Source organism: Bacillus sp. EKM420B (genome assembly GCF_011065565.1).
In the GTDB taxonomy this organism is placed as follows: domain Bacteria; phylum Bacillota; class Bacilli; order Bacillales; family Bacillaceae; genus Bacillus; species Bacillus velezensis.
Genome location: NZ_JAAMNX010000002.1, coordinates 117,542 through 132,750 on the forward strand (window position 1 = coordinate 117,542; position 15,209 = coordinate 132,750).

Here is a 15,209-nt window from a genome sequence, read left to right on the forward strand (position 1 = left end):
GCGGATTCTTTTTTTATTTAGAGGCTTGAATAAATACGCCTTTTTCATGAGAAAATTCTTTAAAGCCGTACACACCGTGATATGAACCGATCCCGCTCGTATTGACACCGCCGAACGGAAGGTTGACGTCAGTGAAATGAACGACGACATCATTGACAGAAGCATTGCCGGATGTCGTATGCTGCAGAACATAATCGATCAGCTCCTGATTATGGCTGAATACATACAAGGCAAGCGGCTTGTCCCGTTCAGTGATGTAATCAACGGCTTCACTGATATCTTCGTAATTCATAATCGGCAGAATCGGTGCGAAGATTTCTTCCTGCATGATCTTCATATCAGGCGTGACGTTTGTCAGCACGGTCGGAGAAATCGTGCGGTCATGCGCATCAAATACACCGCCGAACGCCGTTTTCGCCCCTTTTTCAATGGCATCATCATACAGAGCTTTGACACGGTTAAAGTTGCGGTCGTTGACAATCTGCGTGAATTTGTTGCGGTCAACCGTATGATCATCCTCCATAAAACCTGCATTGACAATGGTCTGGAGAAGATCTGTAAAGGTGTCCTGTACATCTTCCTTCATAAGAAGATAGTCAGGAGCGATACATGTTTGCCCTGCATTGACAAATTTGCCGACGGCGATTTTTTTCGCCGCGTCCATCAAATCATAGCCGCTGTCGATGATCGTCGGGCTCTTTCCGCCAAGCTCAAGCGTGACGGACGACAAATGCTTCGCCGCTGCCGTCATGACGATTTTACCGACATTCGTGCTTCCGGTGAAGAAAATGTGGTCAAACGGCTGGTCGAGCAGTTCTGTGGCGACATCGACCTCACCTTCAAAAATGGCGACTTCTTCTTCGTGAAATGCCTCGCGAATAACTGTCGCGGCGATATGGCTCGTCTCCATCGTAAAATCGGACAGCTTCACAATCGCGCTGTTTCCCGCCGCAATGGCAGCCGCAAGCGGAGCCATCGTCAGCATAAACGGATAATTCCATGGGCCGAGAATTAAGGTAAGGCCTTTTGGCTCGTACATTAATACGCCGTCAGCGTCGGGGCTGACGGATGAGCCGACGCGTTTCGGCGCCATCCAGGTGTCGAGATTGTTCATATTATCTTTAATCGCCTTGATCGTTCCCTGCGTTTCCGCTCTTTTCACCTCATGATAAGGCTTGCGGACGTCCCGTCTGATCGCCTCGATGATTTCTTCTTCATGTGCGGTGACGGCATCTAAAAAGCGCTGAAGCTTTTCTCTGCGCTGCCCGGCTGTTGAAGCACGCAGCGTTTTTTGATTTTTTTTCTGAAGCGCAAAGACGCGTTTGATGTCTGCTTTTATATGCTGATCCATCGGTCTTCCTCCTCTGGTTGCTTTTTTGTTTCTTCAGGGCCTATTATAATGTGATGTGATTTTGCGGCAAAGACAGCGTAAACGCATCTATACGTTACCGTACAAATTGCCGTGATCTGTCTAATGAAAGGAGTGTTTCTTGTGCCGGATTCTGTGACAAATGACATCAAACAAGCGCTTTTGGCCATGCTTGGAGAGCGGGATATCCGCCGTGTGACCATGAAGGACATCGCCGGACGGGCGCGTGTGAGCCGGGGGACACTGTACCTTTATTACGAGGATAAATATGCGATTTTAGAGGATATAGAGGAAGAAATGAAAGACGGGCTGAGCGAAGCGCTGTATGATTCGCTGAAGAATAAAGATGTGCTTCATTTACATGGCGGATGGCAAAAAGTGCATCCGACACTGTCTTTTGTGGACCGGCATCGGGTGTTTTTTCAAACGATGATGGACCGTCATAAAATGCCGTATTTTCACTTTCATGCTTTTTTAAAAGATGTGTTCCGGCATGATGTGCTGCTGTCACCGGTCAATGCGGATTTCTCGCCGACTGAACAGGATATGTACATTCATTACCGCGCGTTATACACGTATGCCATTGTGTTGTACTGGCTGAATGAGGAGCCCGGGGCATCCCCGGAAGAAATCAGCGGACAGGTGTGGGATTTGATTTCTCAAAAACGGTTTTACTGGCTGTTTGGCCGCCGGGTGCCGGAACAAGAAGAAAAAAAGCCCGCCGACCGCCGGGTGACCCGAACGAGGCAGGCCTTGCAAGAAGCCATGATCGGCTTAATGGCGGAAAAAAAAGAGTACGCGGCAATCACGATTTCCGATATTGCCCGTCAAAGCAACCTCCGCCGTGCCACTTTTTATGACCATTACGCCAACAAAGAAGCATTGCTGAAAACGATCATCCATCAATCATGCCGGGATCTGATCGGATTATTGACGGTAAAAGGAGACCCTGCCGACTGCTCCGTGGAAGAAGCGGAAGCCGCGCTCGTCCGGCTCTTTTCGGCGCTGTCCGGCGGCCTTCCGCTCGTTCATTTTCTGAGAGAGGGTTCAGGAGTGCCTGACGTCATCCCGGAAATGTTCAGAGCGCTGCAATCGTTTTATCTTCATCAGCCTCTGCACATTCAGGCGGGCAAAAAGCTCTATGCATACTATGTCGCGTCCATGCTCGTCGGTCTGATTCAATATCGTCTTCATGAAGGAAAAGACCACGCGCCGGATATGCTGGCCCGGGAGTTTCTGCAGTTTTTGGATGTGAAGAAGTATCGGGTGATTTTGCTGTGAGGATGATGAAAAAGAACTCAGCCGGAAAACAGGCCGGGTTCTTTTTTGCTGTTTTCTTTGAGAAGTGCCGATATGAAAGAAACCTTCCATATGGCGCCTGATCAGCATTCTGCCGCCAAACATGACAAATGTCATATTCGGGGCATGATGGCTGCTACTACAACCGCGTCGGGCGCCCCGTTATACTTGAGATCATAATGAAAAAGAAGGGACATGACATTCATGATCAATCACGCCGCAACTCAAAAACAAGCGTCTTTAAAAAAGCAGGTTGCCGCATTTTCCGGCGCCGATACAAAGCATAGTATCATTCAGCTTTTCAACACGTTTGTGCCGTTTTTTGCCCTTTGGTTTCTTGCTTACTTCAGCCTCAATATCTCCTATCTTCTGACCCTCGCCTGTACTGTTATAGCAGCGGGATTTTTGACAAGAATCTTTATTATTTTCCACGACTGCTGCCATCAATCCTTTTTCAAACAAAAGAAGCTGAACCGGCTGTTCGGGTTTATTTCAGGTGTTCTGACACTGTTTCCGTTCCTTCAATGGCAGCGAAGCCACTCCATTCATCATGCGACAAGCAGCAACTTAGATAAACGGGGCACCGGCGATATTTGGATGATGACCGTCAAGGAATACAACGAAGCGTCAGCCTGGACAAAAATACGCTACAGACTTTATCGCAATCCGTTTATTATGTTTATTCTCGGTCCGATTTACGTATTTCTGATTAAAAACCGTTTCAATGTAAAAGGCGCCCGCCGCAAGGAGCGCTGGAACACTTATTTCACGAACGCGGCGATTGTCTTATTGGCTGCTGCGACGTGCCTGCTTGTCGGCTGGGAAAGCTTTTTGCTTGTTCAGGGTCCGATTTTCCTTATTTCGGGGTCAATCGGCGTCTGGCTCTTTTATGTTCAGCACACGTTTGAGGATTCTTATTTTGAAGCCGATGAGCATTGGGATTATGTGCAGGCCGCTGTAGAAGGAAGCTCCTTTTACAAGCTGCCGAAGCTTTTGCAATGGCTGACGGGCAATATCGGCTACCATCATGTCCACCACTTAAGCCCGAAAGTGCCGAACTACAAGCTGGAAGCGGCTCATGAGGGACACGAGCCTTTAAAAAACGTACCGACCATTACGCTTAAAACAAGTCTTGAATCCATGAAATTCCGTCTGTGGGATGAGGACGAAAAGCAGTTTGTCACCTTTCGGGAGGCGCGGAAAACACCGGCGCCCCATCCGGTGCCGAAAGAACCTTTAAAGAAAAATGCCTGATACGGCGCACGGCTGGCTCTTTCTCTTATCGGAAAGAGCCTTCTCTTCATGCGTGAGGGTGCAATGAAGGCGGTGTTTTGATAAAGTGATGGTAGACACAAGCAGCAGAAGGTGGAACAAAGATGAAGAAGTATTTTAAATTTCAAAAACTGAACGGGATTTCTCCTTATATATGGACGGTTTTTTTCATCCTGCCTTTTTATTTTATTTTTAAAAGCTCTTCTACCTTTGTCATCGTGGCCGGCATCATTTTCACGCTCGTTTTCTTTGGGGCATACCGCTTTGCATTTGTTGCAAAAGGCTGGCCGCTTTACTTATGGGCGCTTCTTCTGATCGGCATTTCAACCGGCTCAGCCATGCTGTTCAGTTATATTTATTTCGCCTTCTTTATCGCCTACTTCATCGGCCATATCCGAGACAAAGTTCCATTTTACATCTTATATTACATTCATATCATCAGTGCGGCGGTTGCCGTCAACTTCAGCCTTGTTCTGAAAAAAGAATGGTTTTTGACACAAATTCCGTTTATCGTCATTACACTGATCAGTGCCATCCTGCTTCCGCTCAGCATTCGAAGCAGAAAGGCACGGGAGCGCCTTGAGGAGAAATTAGAATATGCAAATGAGCGAATTGCCGATCTTGTGAAGCTGGAAGAAAGGCAGCGCATCGCCCGGGACCTTCACGATACACTTGGACAAAAGCTCTCCTTAATCGGACTGAAAAGCGACCTTGCCCGAAAGCTGATATATAAGGACCCTGAACAGGCCCGCACTGAGCTGAAAAGCGTGCAGCAGACGGCCCGCACCTCCTTAAATGAGGTCAGACAAATCGTCTCATCGATGAAAGGCATCCGATTGAAGGATGAGCTCGGCAATGTTCGGCAAATTCTTGAAGCGGCAGGAATTGAATTTGTGTATGAAGAAAAAGAAGCGCCCAAACATATCTCTTTGCTGAACGAAAACATCGTCAGCATGTGCATTAAAGAAGCCGTCACCAATGTCGTGAAACACAGCGGCGCCAAAGTATGCCGCATCACCATTCAGCAGCTTTGGAAAGAGGTTGTCATTACGGTAGAAGATGACGGCAGCTTTCAATGCAGAGAAGACCGCTTTTTTTCAAAGGGGCACGGCCTGCTTGGAATGAGAGAACGTCTTGAATTCGCAAACGGCAGTTTAGCCATCGATACAGCCGCCGGAACAAAGCTGACCATGAGAATCCCGAATGATTCAAAATCAAAAGAAAAGGATGGTAGCAGATGATCAACATCTTCATTGCCGAGGATCAGCAAATGCTGCTCGGCGCACTCGGTTCGCTGTTGAATTTAGAAGAGGATATGACGGTTGTCGGCAAAGGCACAAGCGGCCAGGATGCCATCGATTTCGTGGAAAAACATGCGCCCGACATCTGTCTGATGGATATCGAAATGCCCGGGAAATCAGGACTTGAAGCGGCAGAAGAACTCAAGGACAGCGGTGTGAAAATCATCATTTTGACGACCTTTGCCCGCTCCGGCTATTTTCAGCGGGCGCTAAAAGCAGGCGTCAGCGGGTACATGCTCAAGGACAGCCCGAGCGATGAGCTCGTCAGCGCCATCCGCAGCGTCATGAAAGGGAGACGCGTCTACGCACCTGAATTAATGGAGGACATCTATAGCGAAGAAAACCCGCTGACCGAACGGGAAAAAGAGGTGCTCGAGCTTGTCGCAGACGGAAAAAACACGAAAGAAATCGCAAACGCCCTCAGCATCAAAAGCGGCACAGTCCGCAATTACGTTTCGATGATTCTGGATAAACTAGAAGTGAAAAATCGAATTGAAGCCATTACCCGATCAAAGGAAAAGGGCTGGTTTAAGTAACCCGCCCTCAGCTTGTTCAGCCAGTGTTTTTTTTACACTGGCTTTTTTTATTATCTATCGTCACTCCGTCTCTTCCTTCCACTTCTTATCAATCAGCATTTTCCCCGGCCAAGTGTAAGCCATGATGCCGCCGTCTGCGGTGATGTCTTCTCCCGTGACGTAAGAGCTGTCGTCTGAAGCGAGGAAGAGCGCGACAGCCGCCATTTCTTCCGGTTTTCCGAGCCGGCCGAGCGGCGTGATCCATTTGTTGGCTTCACGGAACGCCTCGCCCATTTCGTCTTCTTTCGTGCCTGCCAATTTGTCAATGAGCGGCGTTTCAATTGTGCCCGGCGATAAGGAATTGACGCGGATTCCGCTTCTGGCGTAATCAATGGCCATCGCTCTCGTCAGGTTCGTGATTCCGCCTTTTGCGGCGTTATAGCCGGAGCGGTCAAGGTCTGCGGCCCGGCCGGACATGGAGGAGGTGTTGATGATGGAGCCTCCTTTTTCGAGCATGAGCGGAATCAGGTATTTGCTGCACAAAAATGTGCCGCGCAGATCGACGGCGATGATCCGGTCAAACAGGTCGACCGGGTATTCATGGACTTTGCCGCCCTCTTGGTCAACACCGGCATTGTTAAACAGAATATCAATTGTTCCGTACTTTTGCTGAATGCCGTCCGCAAAAGACTTTACGTTTTCTTCGTCTGATACATCAAGGTGAAAGGCTTCTGCTTCTCCGCCGTTTTTTCTGATGGCGCTGACGGTTTCATTCAGTTCGCTTTCATTGATGTCACCGCAGATCACGCGGGCGCCTTCATCGGCGAAAACCCGTGCCGTCGCTTGTCCGATGCCTGTCGCGGCCCCTGTGATGATTGCGGTTTTGTCTGTTAATCTTCCCATATTGCGATTCCTCCTTTTTCTATATCTGTTCCCGCTGAATAGGGGGATAAACATACGGAGGTTTGTTTCTAAATACCTATTAAATATGTTAATATTATGTATATACATCATTGGGAGGTTTGCATATTTTGAAGATACAGCATAAGAAGGAGATAGCGTTTTACTGTTATGCCATTGTTCCTATGGGATTTGTGATTTACACCGTTATCTCTATTCTGTTTCAGGACATCACGTTTCCTCTCACTGTAAGAAATGTTCTGCATGAGTCTTTGCGAAACTTGGGATCTCTTATCTTATTTAGTTTGTTTTTCTACCCGTCATACATATGGATGAAGAAGGAATTCGGCCGCCGGAAAGAAGCAGAGGGGAGAGGATGATCAACATTCTCTCTTTTTTATTGATAAAATGGGTGAAATGAATCCATTAACATGTTAAATTTACAATATATGCATCTGCCAATCCTAGTTGACAATTGTCACTGTATATGATAAATAGATGCTGAAAAGATTTTACATAACATCAAAGCATAATTAAAGGAGAGATCTGAAGTGCGGAAAAAAAAGTTTAAAGCAGAATCCAAGCGATTGCTGGACATGATGATTAACTCCATTTACACGCAGAAGGAAATTTTTCTCCGCGAGTTAATTTCCAACGCGAGCGATGCGATTGACAAAATCTATTACAAGGCGTTAACCGATGATTCATTAACGTTTGATCAAGACAATTACTACATAAAAGTGACGGCGGATAAAGAAGCGAGAACGCTCACCGTCACAGATACCGGTATCGGGATGACCAAAGACGAGCTTGAACAGCATCTCGGCACGATTGCGAAAAGCGGTTCACTCGCTTTCAAGCAAGAAAATGACTCGAAAGACGGCCATGACATTATCGGCCAGTTCGGCGTCGGGTTTTATGCGGCGTTTATGGTGGCTGATAAAGTCACGGTGAAAAGTAAGGCGCTCGGCAGTGACGAGGCGTATGTATGGGAGTCGGAAGGGGCCGCCGGCTACACGATCGCGCCGTGTGACAAGGAAACCGTCGGTACGGAAATCACCCTGAAAATAAAAGAAAACACAGAAGATGAAAGCTATGATGAGTTTTTAGAAAACTACCGCATCAAAGCGATCGTGAAAAAGTACTCAGACTTTATCCGCTACCCGATCAAAATGGAAGAGACGGTCAACAAGCCGAAAGAGGGCAGCGAGAACGAGTTTGAAGAGGTTCAGGAAGAACAGACGGTCAATAGCATGGTTCCGATCTGGAGAAAAAACAAAAGCGAGCTGACGGATGAGGATTACGAGGCTTTTTACGCTGAAAAGCATTATGGCTTCGATAAACCGCTGACCCACGTGCACATCAGCGTCGATGGAGCGGTGCGCTACAATTCGATTTTGTTTATTCCGGAAAACATGCCGTTTGACTATTATACGAAGGAATTCGAAAAAGGATTGGAGCTGTATTCCAACGGCGTGCTGATCATGAACAAATGCGCCGACCTGCTTCCGGATCATTTCAGCTTTGTAAAAGGCATGGTGGACTCTGAGGATCTGTCGCTGAACATTTCCAGAGAGATGCTGCAGCACGACCGCCAGCTGAAGCTGATTGCGAAAAACATCAATAAAAAAATCAAAGCCGAGCTGAAGAGCCTGCTGAAGAACAAAAGGGAAAAATACGAATCTTTCTATGAATCTTTCGGCAGACAGCTGAAATTCGGCGTCTATAATGATTTCGGCGCGAATAAAGACGTATTAAAAGATCTGCTTCTCTTCTATTCATCTAAGGAGAAAAAGCTCGTCACTCTGGACGAATATGTGTCCAGAATGCCTGAGGATCAAAAATATATCTATTACGCGTCCGGCGATTCATATGAGCGGATTGAAAAGCTGCCGCAAACTGAAATGGTGGCGGACAAAGGCTACGAAATTTTATATTTCACGGAAGATATTGATGAATTCGCGATCAAAATGCTGACAAGTTACGAGGAAAAAGAGTTCAAATCCGTCTCAAGCGCCGACTTAGGCATCGACAGTGACGAAGATGAAAAGCAGACTGAAGCCGAAGAAAACGAGTATAAAGACCTGTTCGAAAGCATGAAAGAGATTCTTGCGGATAAAGTCAAGAATGTCAGAGCCTCAAAACGCTTAAAATCCCATCCTGTCTGCTTTGCGACAGACGGCGAAGTGACGATCGAAATGGAGAAAGTGTTAAACGCCATACCTGACAGCCAGCAGGTCAAAGCGGAAAAAGTGCTGGAAATCAACCCGAACCACGAAGTGTTTGAGACGTTAAAGAACGCGCACGGACAAGATCGGGAAAAGCTTGCATTGTACACAAATCTTCTCTACAATCAGGCGCTTCTGATTGAAGGGCTGCCGATCCATGATCCGGTCGAGTTTACGAATGACATCTGCAAAGTTATGGTATGACGCCAAAAAGGAATCGCCCAGCGGGGGCGATTCCTTTTTTGATTACAGTGTGCGCTGTTTAAGAATTTGATTTTGTTTGCTGCGCTTCTTTAAGGAGAACCGTTTTTTCAAGTGCGTTTCGATTTCTTCTAAACTTCTGCCCTTCGTTTCAGGAACGATGTAAGCGGCGAAGAAGAAGGATGTAAGGCAGATGACTGAGAATATTCCGAATACCCAGCCGATGCCCATGGCGCTCAGCATAAGCGGGAATACCAGTGAAACGACCAGGTTTGTTGCAGACAGAATCAATGTCGTAAATCCGGTTGCGGCTCCGCGTGCGTTTGACGGGAACAGCTCCGGCATCAGGACCCATACGACGGGACCCCATGTCGCCTGGTAGAAAACGATATAGATTCCGAGAAACAGCACGGTCAGCCAAGCCGTAGAAGCTGACAGACCGGCCAGAAGGAGAATGGCTGATAGTGACGCCAGGCTCAAGGTAATGCCGACACTTCCCCACATCAGCAGTTTTTTCCGGCCGATCCGGTCAATTAAGATCATGGCGGTGATGCACATGATGACGTTTAAGACACCGATGCCCATCGTGCCGAGAACGGACGCCGAAGTGCCGAGTCCGGCCTTTGTAAAGATGGTCGGCGCATAGTAAATCACCGTGTTGATCCCGACCGCCTGCTGGAAGATGGCGAGGCCGATCCCGATCAGCAGCATAGGGCGGATCCATTTTGCTTTCAGCAAGCCGAGCGTAGATTCTTTTTTCTCGGCTTCTCCTTGTTTCATTTCCGCCAATTCAACGGCGATATCCTCTTTGTCGTGAGTCATTTCCATGACTTGTCTGGCTTCCTGCTCACGGCCGCGTTTGACGAGCCATCTCGGAGATTCCGGCATAAACGCGATTCCGATTAATAAAAGCGCCGCCGGTACTGCCGCGAGACCGACCATCCAGCGCCAAGCTTCAAACGGGGTGAATATGTAATTCACAATATATGCGAGTAAAATTCCGGTTACAATCATTAAGTTATTCAATGTGCCGAGCGTTCCGCGTATTTTTGTCGGCGCCATCTCAGATAGATAAACGGGAACCAGCGCCGTTGAGCCGCCGACGGCTAACCCGAGTATGACACGGGAGATAATCAGCATGGTGACGGTTTGCGAAGCCGCACAGGCAAGCGCGCCGATAATAAAAATGAGTGAAAGGACGAAAACCACTTTTCTCCGGCCCCATCGGTCAGAGCATGTCCCGCTTAAGGCGGACCCGAAAATCGCACCGAGCAGCAGCATGCTCACGACCAATCCCTCGGTCAGCGTGTTTAAAGGAATATCATTGTTAATAAATAACAAAGCCCCTGAAATCACACCGGTGTCATAGCCGTAAAGCAGCCCGCCCAATGCTCCGAAAAAGTAAATCAGGTATTTTTTGGTGTTTTTCTTCACAGATGATCCTCCTCATCTTTTGGAACGCATAATAGTTTATTTAGATAACTATTTCATTCCCCGAAGAGAAAAATATAAACATAAAAAAACACGCCCTTTCAAAAAGGCGTGTTTTTTCTTATGAAAACAGCTTATCAATAAACGCGATTTCTTCAGCAGATAGCGTAATGGAGGCTGCTTTCACGTTGTCTTTTAATTGATCCGCGCGTTTGGCGCCCGGAATCAGGATATCGATTTCAGGTCTCGCCAAGTACCAGGCAAGCACGATATGCGCCGTATCGGCATTGTGCTTTTCGGCAATCGGTTTGAGCTGGTTGACTTTTTTGATGTTTTCTTTAAACTGCTCCCCTTGGAAATGCGCCTGATCATTGCGCAGGTCGCCTTCCGGGAAGGTTGTGTTCTCGTCGTATTTGCCGGCCAGCAGTCCGGATACGAGCGGGAAGTACGGAATGAATGAGATGCCGTGTTCTGTCGTATAAGGGAAGAAAGTCTTTTCCGCCTCACGGTTCAGCAGGTTGTATTCTCCTTGAATCACGTCGACTAAGCCGTCTTTATTGGCTTCTTTCAGCTGTTCCAAAGAGAAGTTGGATACGCCGATGGAACGGATTTTTCCTTCTTTTTTCAGCTCATTCAATGCTTGAACGGCTTCGTCCTTCGGTGTATGCTCATCCGGGAAATGGATGTAGAATAAATCGATGTAATCCGTCTGCAGGCGTTTCAGGCTGTCTTCGACCGATTGTTTCAAAAAGGCCGGTGAGTTGTCGAAAACAAAGTCATCGCCTTCTTTTCTGTGAGCGGCTTTTGTGGCGATGAAGACATCCTCGCGGTTATATTCTTTCAGCACCTCGCCGATCAATTCTTCAGAACGGCCCACACCGTAAATATAGGCAGTATCTAACATGGTAACGCCGCTTTTAATCGCTTCCCGGACCAATTCTTTTCCCGTCTCTTCATTCAGATTCGGATAGAGATTGTGTCCGCCGACCGCATTTGTTCCCAAACCGATCGGAAATACCTTTAGGTCAGTTTTGCCGATTGTTACTTTGCTCATGTTTTCGCCCCCTGAAAAAATTGGATATCATAGCGCCTGCCGGAAAAATACGGCAGCGTTCTCTATTAACTATAACGCTATGCCAAGTGAATGTCGATTTGGTGCTCTTGGCAATACTTCGTATACTCCTCATCGAGCTGCTGAGAAGTGACAATGCTGTGAAGCCGGTCGAAAGGCGCGTATGTCAAAAGCGTGGATTTGCCGAATTTGGAATGATCCGCGAGCAGATACACTTCGTTCGCCTTTTCGGAAATTTTCTTTTTCACCTCGTATTCCAGTAAATCGGAATTCGTCAGGCCGTGGGTGATCGTTGTCCCGGTAGCGGACATGAACGCCTTGTTAATGTTGTATTTATTGAGGGTGCTCGGATCATCAATGCCGACAAACGACCTTGTCTTCCGTTTGTAGTTATTGCCGATGATGATCAGGTCGATATTTTTCATGGATGAAGCGGCGTTAATAATATCAAGGCTGTTCGTCAACACCGTTACATTCTTATCGGGATCAAGCGTCTCCAGCATCGATTTGGTTGTCGTGCCGGAATCAATAAATACAAGATCGTGATCCTCGATAAACCGCGACGCATAGCGGGCGATTTTGATTTTTTCGTCCTGATGTTGAATGGTGCGGTTCTCAAAAGGGACGAGCACAGATTTTTCTGCTGACGTCACGCCGCCGTATACCTTTTTGATCACCCCTTTTTCCGCAAGCTTATTAATATCGCGTCTGACCGTGTTTTTAGAGACGTTGAATACCTCGCACAGCTCATCCAGCGAAGTGGCTCCGTGTTTGAGAATGTATTCTTCCATCTCCTGAATCCGCATCAGTTTCATAAAAAAACTCCTTCTAGAATTCTTAAAGTAATTAAAATATATAATAAACACCAAGAGTTAATCAATAGTTACTTAACAAATGATAAAAAAGAGGGTTCCCACCGTACGATTCGACACGGTTCTCCAAGTTCCTGTTTTCCCGCTCAAAAAAAGTATGATAAAAATAATGAAAAAATTTTGATTTTTTAGATTGACTTGGAGGTGTGTTAGGCTTACAATGTAACCAAGAAATGACCAAAATATAACCTGTAAAATCAAAAGTGAAAGATGTAACCGTTTGCTTTATCCGGCACATGACCAACTTTTACATGGAAAGATTGGGAGTCACCATCATTTTAGCATTTGTAAGCGTTTAATTCATGTCTTTTATATGTAAAAGATGAATATATTCATCCGTTATTATCCAGCTGAACAGGATGTTTACTATTTAAGGAGGCAATGAGAATGGCAGAGATCAGAAAACTGAAAAACTACATCAATGGTGAATGGGTTGAAAGTAAGACAGATCAATATGAAGACGTTGTCAATCCGGCTACAAAAGAAGTGATGTGCCAGGTTCCGATTTCTACACGGGAGGATGTGGAATACGCCGTCCGCTCAGCGTCAGAGGCGTTTCAAACATGGTCAAAGACGGCAGTGCCGCGCCGTGCGAGAATTCTATTTAACTATCAGCAGCTTCTCCAGCAGAACAAAGAAGAGCTTGCCCGTCTGATCACTTTGGAAAACGGTAAAAACACGACAGAAGCACTCGGTGAAGTGGGACGCGGAATTGAAAACGTCGAATTCGCAGCGGGCGCGCCGTCACTCATGATGGGCGATTCACTTGCCTCTATCGCCACAGATGTAGAGGCGGCGAATTACCGCTATCCGATCGGGGTGGTCGGCGGCATCGCACCGTTCAACTTCCCGATGATGGTCCCGTGCTGGATGTTTCCGATGGCGATTTCGTTAGGAAACACTTTCATTCTGAAGCCTTCTGAGCGCACGCCGCTGTTAACGGAAAAACTGGCAGAGCTGTTTGAACAGGCCGGTCTGCCGAAGGGCGTCTTCAATGTCGTGCACGGCGCGCATGACGTCGTAAACGGCATTCTTGAGCATCCGGAGATTAAAGCCATCTCATTCGTCGGTTCAAAACCTGTCGGCGAGTATGTTTTCAAAAAAGGCAGCGAACATTTGAAACGCGTGCAGGCGTTAACGGGCGCGAAAAACCATACGATCGTGTTAAATGACGCCCTCCTTGAAGATACGGTCACAAACATTATCGGCGCGGCATTCGGTTCGGCAGGAGAGCGCTGCATGGCATGCGCGGTTGTGACGGTTGAAGAGGGAATCGCCGATGAGTTTATGGCGAAATTACAGGAAAAAGCAGCGGACATCAAGATCGGAAACGGACTGGATGACGGCGTATTTTTGGGCCCGGTCATCCGCGAGGACAACAAAAACCGCACGCACAGCTATATTGAAAAAGGCATCGAAGAAGGAGCGAGACTGCTTTGTGACGGCCGTGAACATGTAACGGAAGACGGCTATTTCGTCGGACCGACGATTTTTGACAACGTGACGACGGATATGACGATCTGGAAAGATGAAATCTTTGCGCCCGTTCTGTCGGTCATCCGCGTGAAAAACTTAAAAGAAGCGGTTGACATCGCCAACCAGTCTGAATTTGCGAACGGCGCGTGTCTGTTCACTTCAAATGCGAACGCGATCCGCTACTTCCGTGAGAATATTGACGCGGGAATGCTCGGCATCAACCTTGGCGTCCCGGCGCCGATGGCATTCTTCCCGTTCTCGGGCTGGAAGTCTTCTTTCTTCGGCACATTGCACGCAAACGGAAAAGACAGCGTCGACTTCTATACACGTAAAAAAGTCGTGACGGCACGATACCCGTCTCCTGACTTCAATTGATCTGACAGCCGGCCCGGACGGCTTTGTGATTCCGTCCGGGTTTTCTTTTACCATCCATTAAGGAGGAATAAACATGAGTCATTTGCTGCGCAAACCGCAGACCGATGAGATTTCTCAAGGCGTGACCATCATACATGACGTCACTTCAGCCAATTCAGACCTCAAATACGTCGGATTTAAAGTCGTTGATCTCGCTCCCGGCTCAACATATACAGAAGATTTGAAAAAGACGGAGTGCTGCATCGTTGCGGTAACGGGAAAAGTTACCGTCACTGATTATGATCAGACATTTGAAAGCATCGGCACCCGTGAAAGCGTATTTGATAGAAAACCGACGGACAGCGTTTATGTGTCCAATGACCGCTCTTTTGGAATCACAGCCGTCAGCGGGGCGAGGGTCGCGCTGTGCTACTCTCCGTCCGAACACCAGCTTCCGACAAAGCTGATTAAAGCGGAAGACAACGGTGTGGAACATCGCGGCAAGCTGGCAAACAAACGAACCGTTCATAACATTCTCCCCGATTCAGATCCATCGGCAAACAGCCTTCTCGTTGTTGAAGTTTACACGGACAGCGGCAACTGGTCGAGCTACCCGCCTCATAAACATGACCAAGACAATCTGCCGGCTGAATCCTTTTTAGAAGAAACCTATTACCATGAAACGGACCCGCCGCAGGGATTTGTCTTCCAGCGTGTGTACACGGACGACCGCTCGATTGACGAGACGATGACCGCAGAAAATGAAAACGTTGTCATCGTGCCGGCGGGCTATCACCCGGTTGGTGTTCCGGACGGGTATACCTCTTACTACCTGAATGTAATGGCGGGACCGACACGAAAATGGAAGTTTCATAATGATCCGGCCCATGAATGGATTCTGGAACGCTGACAAGTGAGG

13 protein-coding genes are annotated in these 15,209 nt (G+C 47.5%); 8 read left to right on the forward strand and 5 right to left on the reverse strand.

Features of this window, described 5'->3' with window-relative positions:
* Positions 1-13 precede the first annotated feature (13 nt).
* Entirely contained in the window at positions 14-1,351 is a 1,338-nt protein-coding gene (locus G9F48_RS05570; RefSeq protein WP_004393206.1) for an aldehyde dehydrogenase family protein, read from the reverse strand.
* 141 nt (positions 1,352-1,492) lie between these two features.
* On the opposite strand from G9F48_RS05570, the gene G9F48_RS05575 reads away from it, so the two are divergent.
* The 4 genes from G9F48_RS05575 (at position 1,493) to G9F48_RS05590 (ending at position 5,777) form a co-directional block, all read left to right on the forward strand.
* On the forward strand, positions 1,493-2,650 hold the full coding sequence (locus tag G9F48_RS05575) for a TetR/AcrR family transcriptional regulator (RefSeq protein WP_165409169.1): 1,158 nt from the start codon (positions 1,493-1,495) through the stop codon (positions 2,648-2,650).
* A gap of 222 nt (positions 2,651-2,872) precedes the next feature.
* On the forward strand, positions 2,873-3,922 hold the full coding sequence (locus G9F48_RS05580; RefSeq protein ID WP_165409170.1) for a fatty acid desaturase: 1,050 nt from the start codon (positions 2,873-2,875) through the stop codon (positions 3,920-3,922).
* 122 nt (positions 3,923-4,044) lie between these two features.
* A complete protein-coding gene (locus tag G9F48_RS05585; protein WP_165409171.1) occupies positions 4,045-5,181 on the forward strand; it encodes a sensor histidine kinase in 1,137 nt (378 codons plus the stop codon).
* Positions 5,178-5,777: a response regulator transcription factor gene (locus G9F48_RS05590; protein WP_007407848.1), complete on the forward strand. Its 600-nt coding sequence runs from the start codon at positions 5,178-5,180 to the stop codon at positions 5,775-5,777. The genes G9F48_RS05585 and G9F48_RS05590 overlap by 4 nt, the downstream gene beginning before the upstream one ends.
* Positions 5,778-5,837: 60 nt before the next feature.
* On the opposite strand, the gene G9F48_RS05595 is transcribed toward G9F48_RS05590, so the two are convergent.
* Complete coding sequence (locus G9F48_RS05595) at positions 5,838-6,659, reverse strand: SDR family oxidoreductase (protein ID WP_004393214.1); 822 nt, start codon at positions 6,657-6,659, stop codon at positions 5,838-5,840.
* A gap of 128 nt (positions 6,660-6,787) precedes the next feature.
* Between G9F48_RS05595 and G9F48_RS19695 the strand changes: the two genes are divergently transcribed.
* Positions 6,788-7,036: a hypothetical protein gene (locus G9F48_RS19695; RefSeq protein WP_021494665.1), complete on the forward strand. Its 249-nt coding sequence runs from the start codon at positions 6,788-6,790 to the stop codon at positions 7,034-7,036.
* Between the two features lie 171 nt (positions 7,037-7,207).
* The gene (gene htpG, locus G9F48_RS05605) at positions 7,208-9,088 is read left to right on the forward strand and encodes a molecular chaperone HtpG (RefSeq protein WP_109567328.1); all 1,881 of its coding nucleotides are present in this window, start codon (positions 7,208-7,210) and stop codon (positions 9,086-9,088) included.
* A 42-nt stretch (positions 9,089-9,130) separates the two neighbouring features.
* On the opposite strand, the gene G9F48_RS05610 is transcribed toward htpG, so the two are convergent.
* The 3 genes from G9F48_RS05610 to G9F48_RS05620 all read right to left on the reverse strand — a co-directional run bounded on the left by G9F48_RS05610 (position 9,131) and on the right by G9F48_RS05620 (position 12,403).
* Positions 9,131-10,519: a sugar porter family MFS transporter gene (locus tag G9F48_RS05610; RefSeq protein ID WP_065180357.1), complete on the reverse strand. Its 1,389-nt coding sequence runs from the start codon at positions 10,517-10,519 to the stop codon at positions 9,131-9,133.
* 118 nt (positions 10,520-10,637) lie between these two features.
* Entirely contained in the window at positions 10,638-11,570 is a 933-nt protein-coding gene (locus G9F48_RS05615; protein WP_109567326.1) for an aldo/keto reductase, read from the reverse strand.
* 77 nt (positions 11,571-11,647) lie between these two features.
* The gene (locus G9F48_RS05620) at positions 11,648-12,403 is read right to left on the reverse strand and encodes a DeoR/GlpR family DNA-binding transcription regulator (protein WP_004393223.1); all 756 of its coding nucleotides are present in this window, start codon (positions 12,401-12,403) and stop codon (positions 11,648-11,650) included.
* Positions 12,404-12,847: 444 nt separating this feature from the next.
* On the opposite strand from G9F48_RS05620, the gene iolA reads away from it, so the two are divergent.
* Together iolA and iolB are read left to right on the forward strand one after the other, a co-directional pair.
* A complete protein-coding gene (iolA, locus tag G9F48_RS05625; protein WP_165409172.1) occupies positions 12,848-14,311 on the forward strand; it encodes a methylmalonate-semialdehyde dehydrogenase in 1,464 nt (487 codons plus the stop codon).
* A gap of 73 nt (positions 14,312-14,384) precedes the next feature.
* The gene (gene iolB / locus G9F48_RS05630) at positions 14,385-15,200 is read left to right on the forward strand and encodes a 5-deoxy-glucuronate isomerase (protein WP_109567324.1); all 816 of its coding nucleotides are present in this window, start codon (positions 14,385-14,387) and stop codon (positions 15,198-15,200) included.
* Positions 15,201-15,209 lie beyond the last annotated feature (9 nt).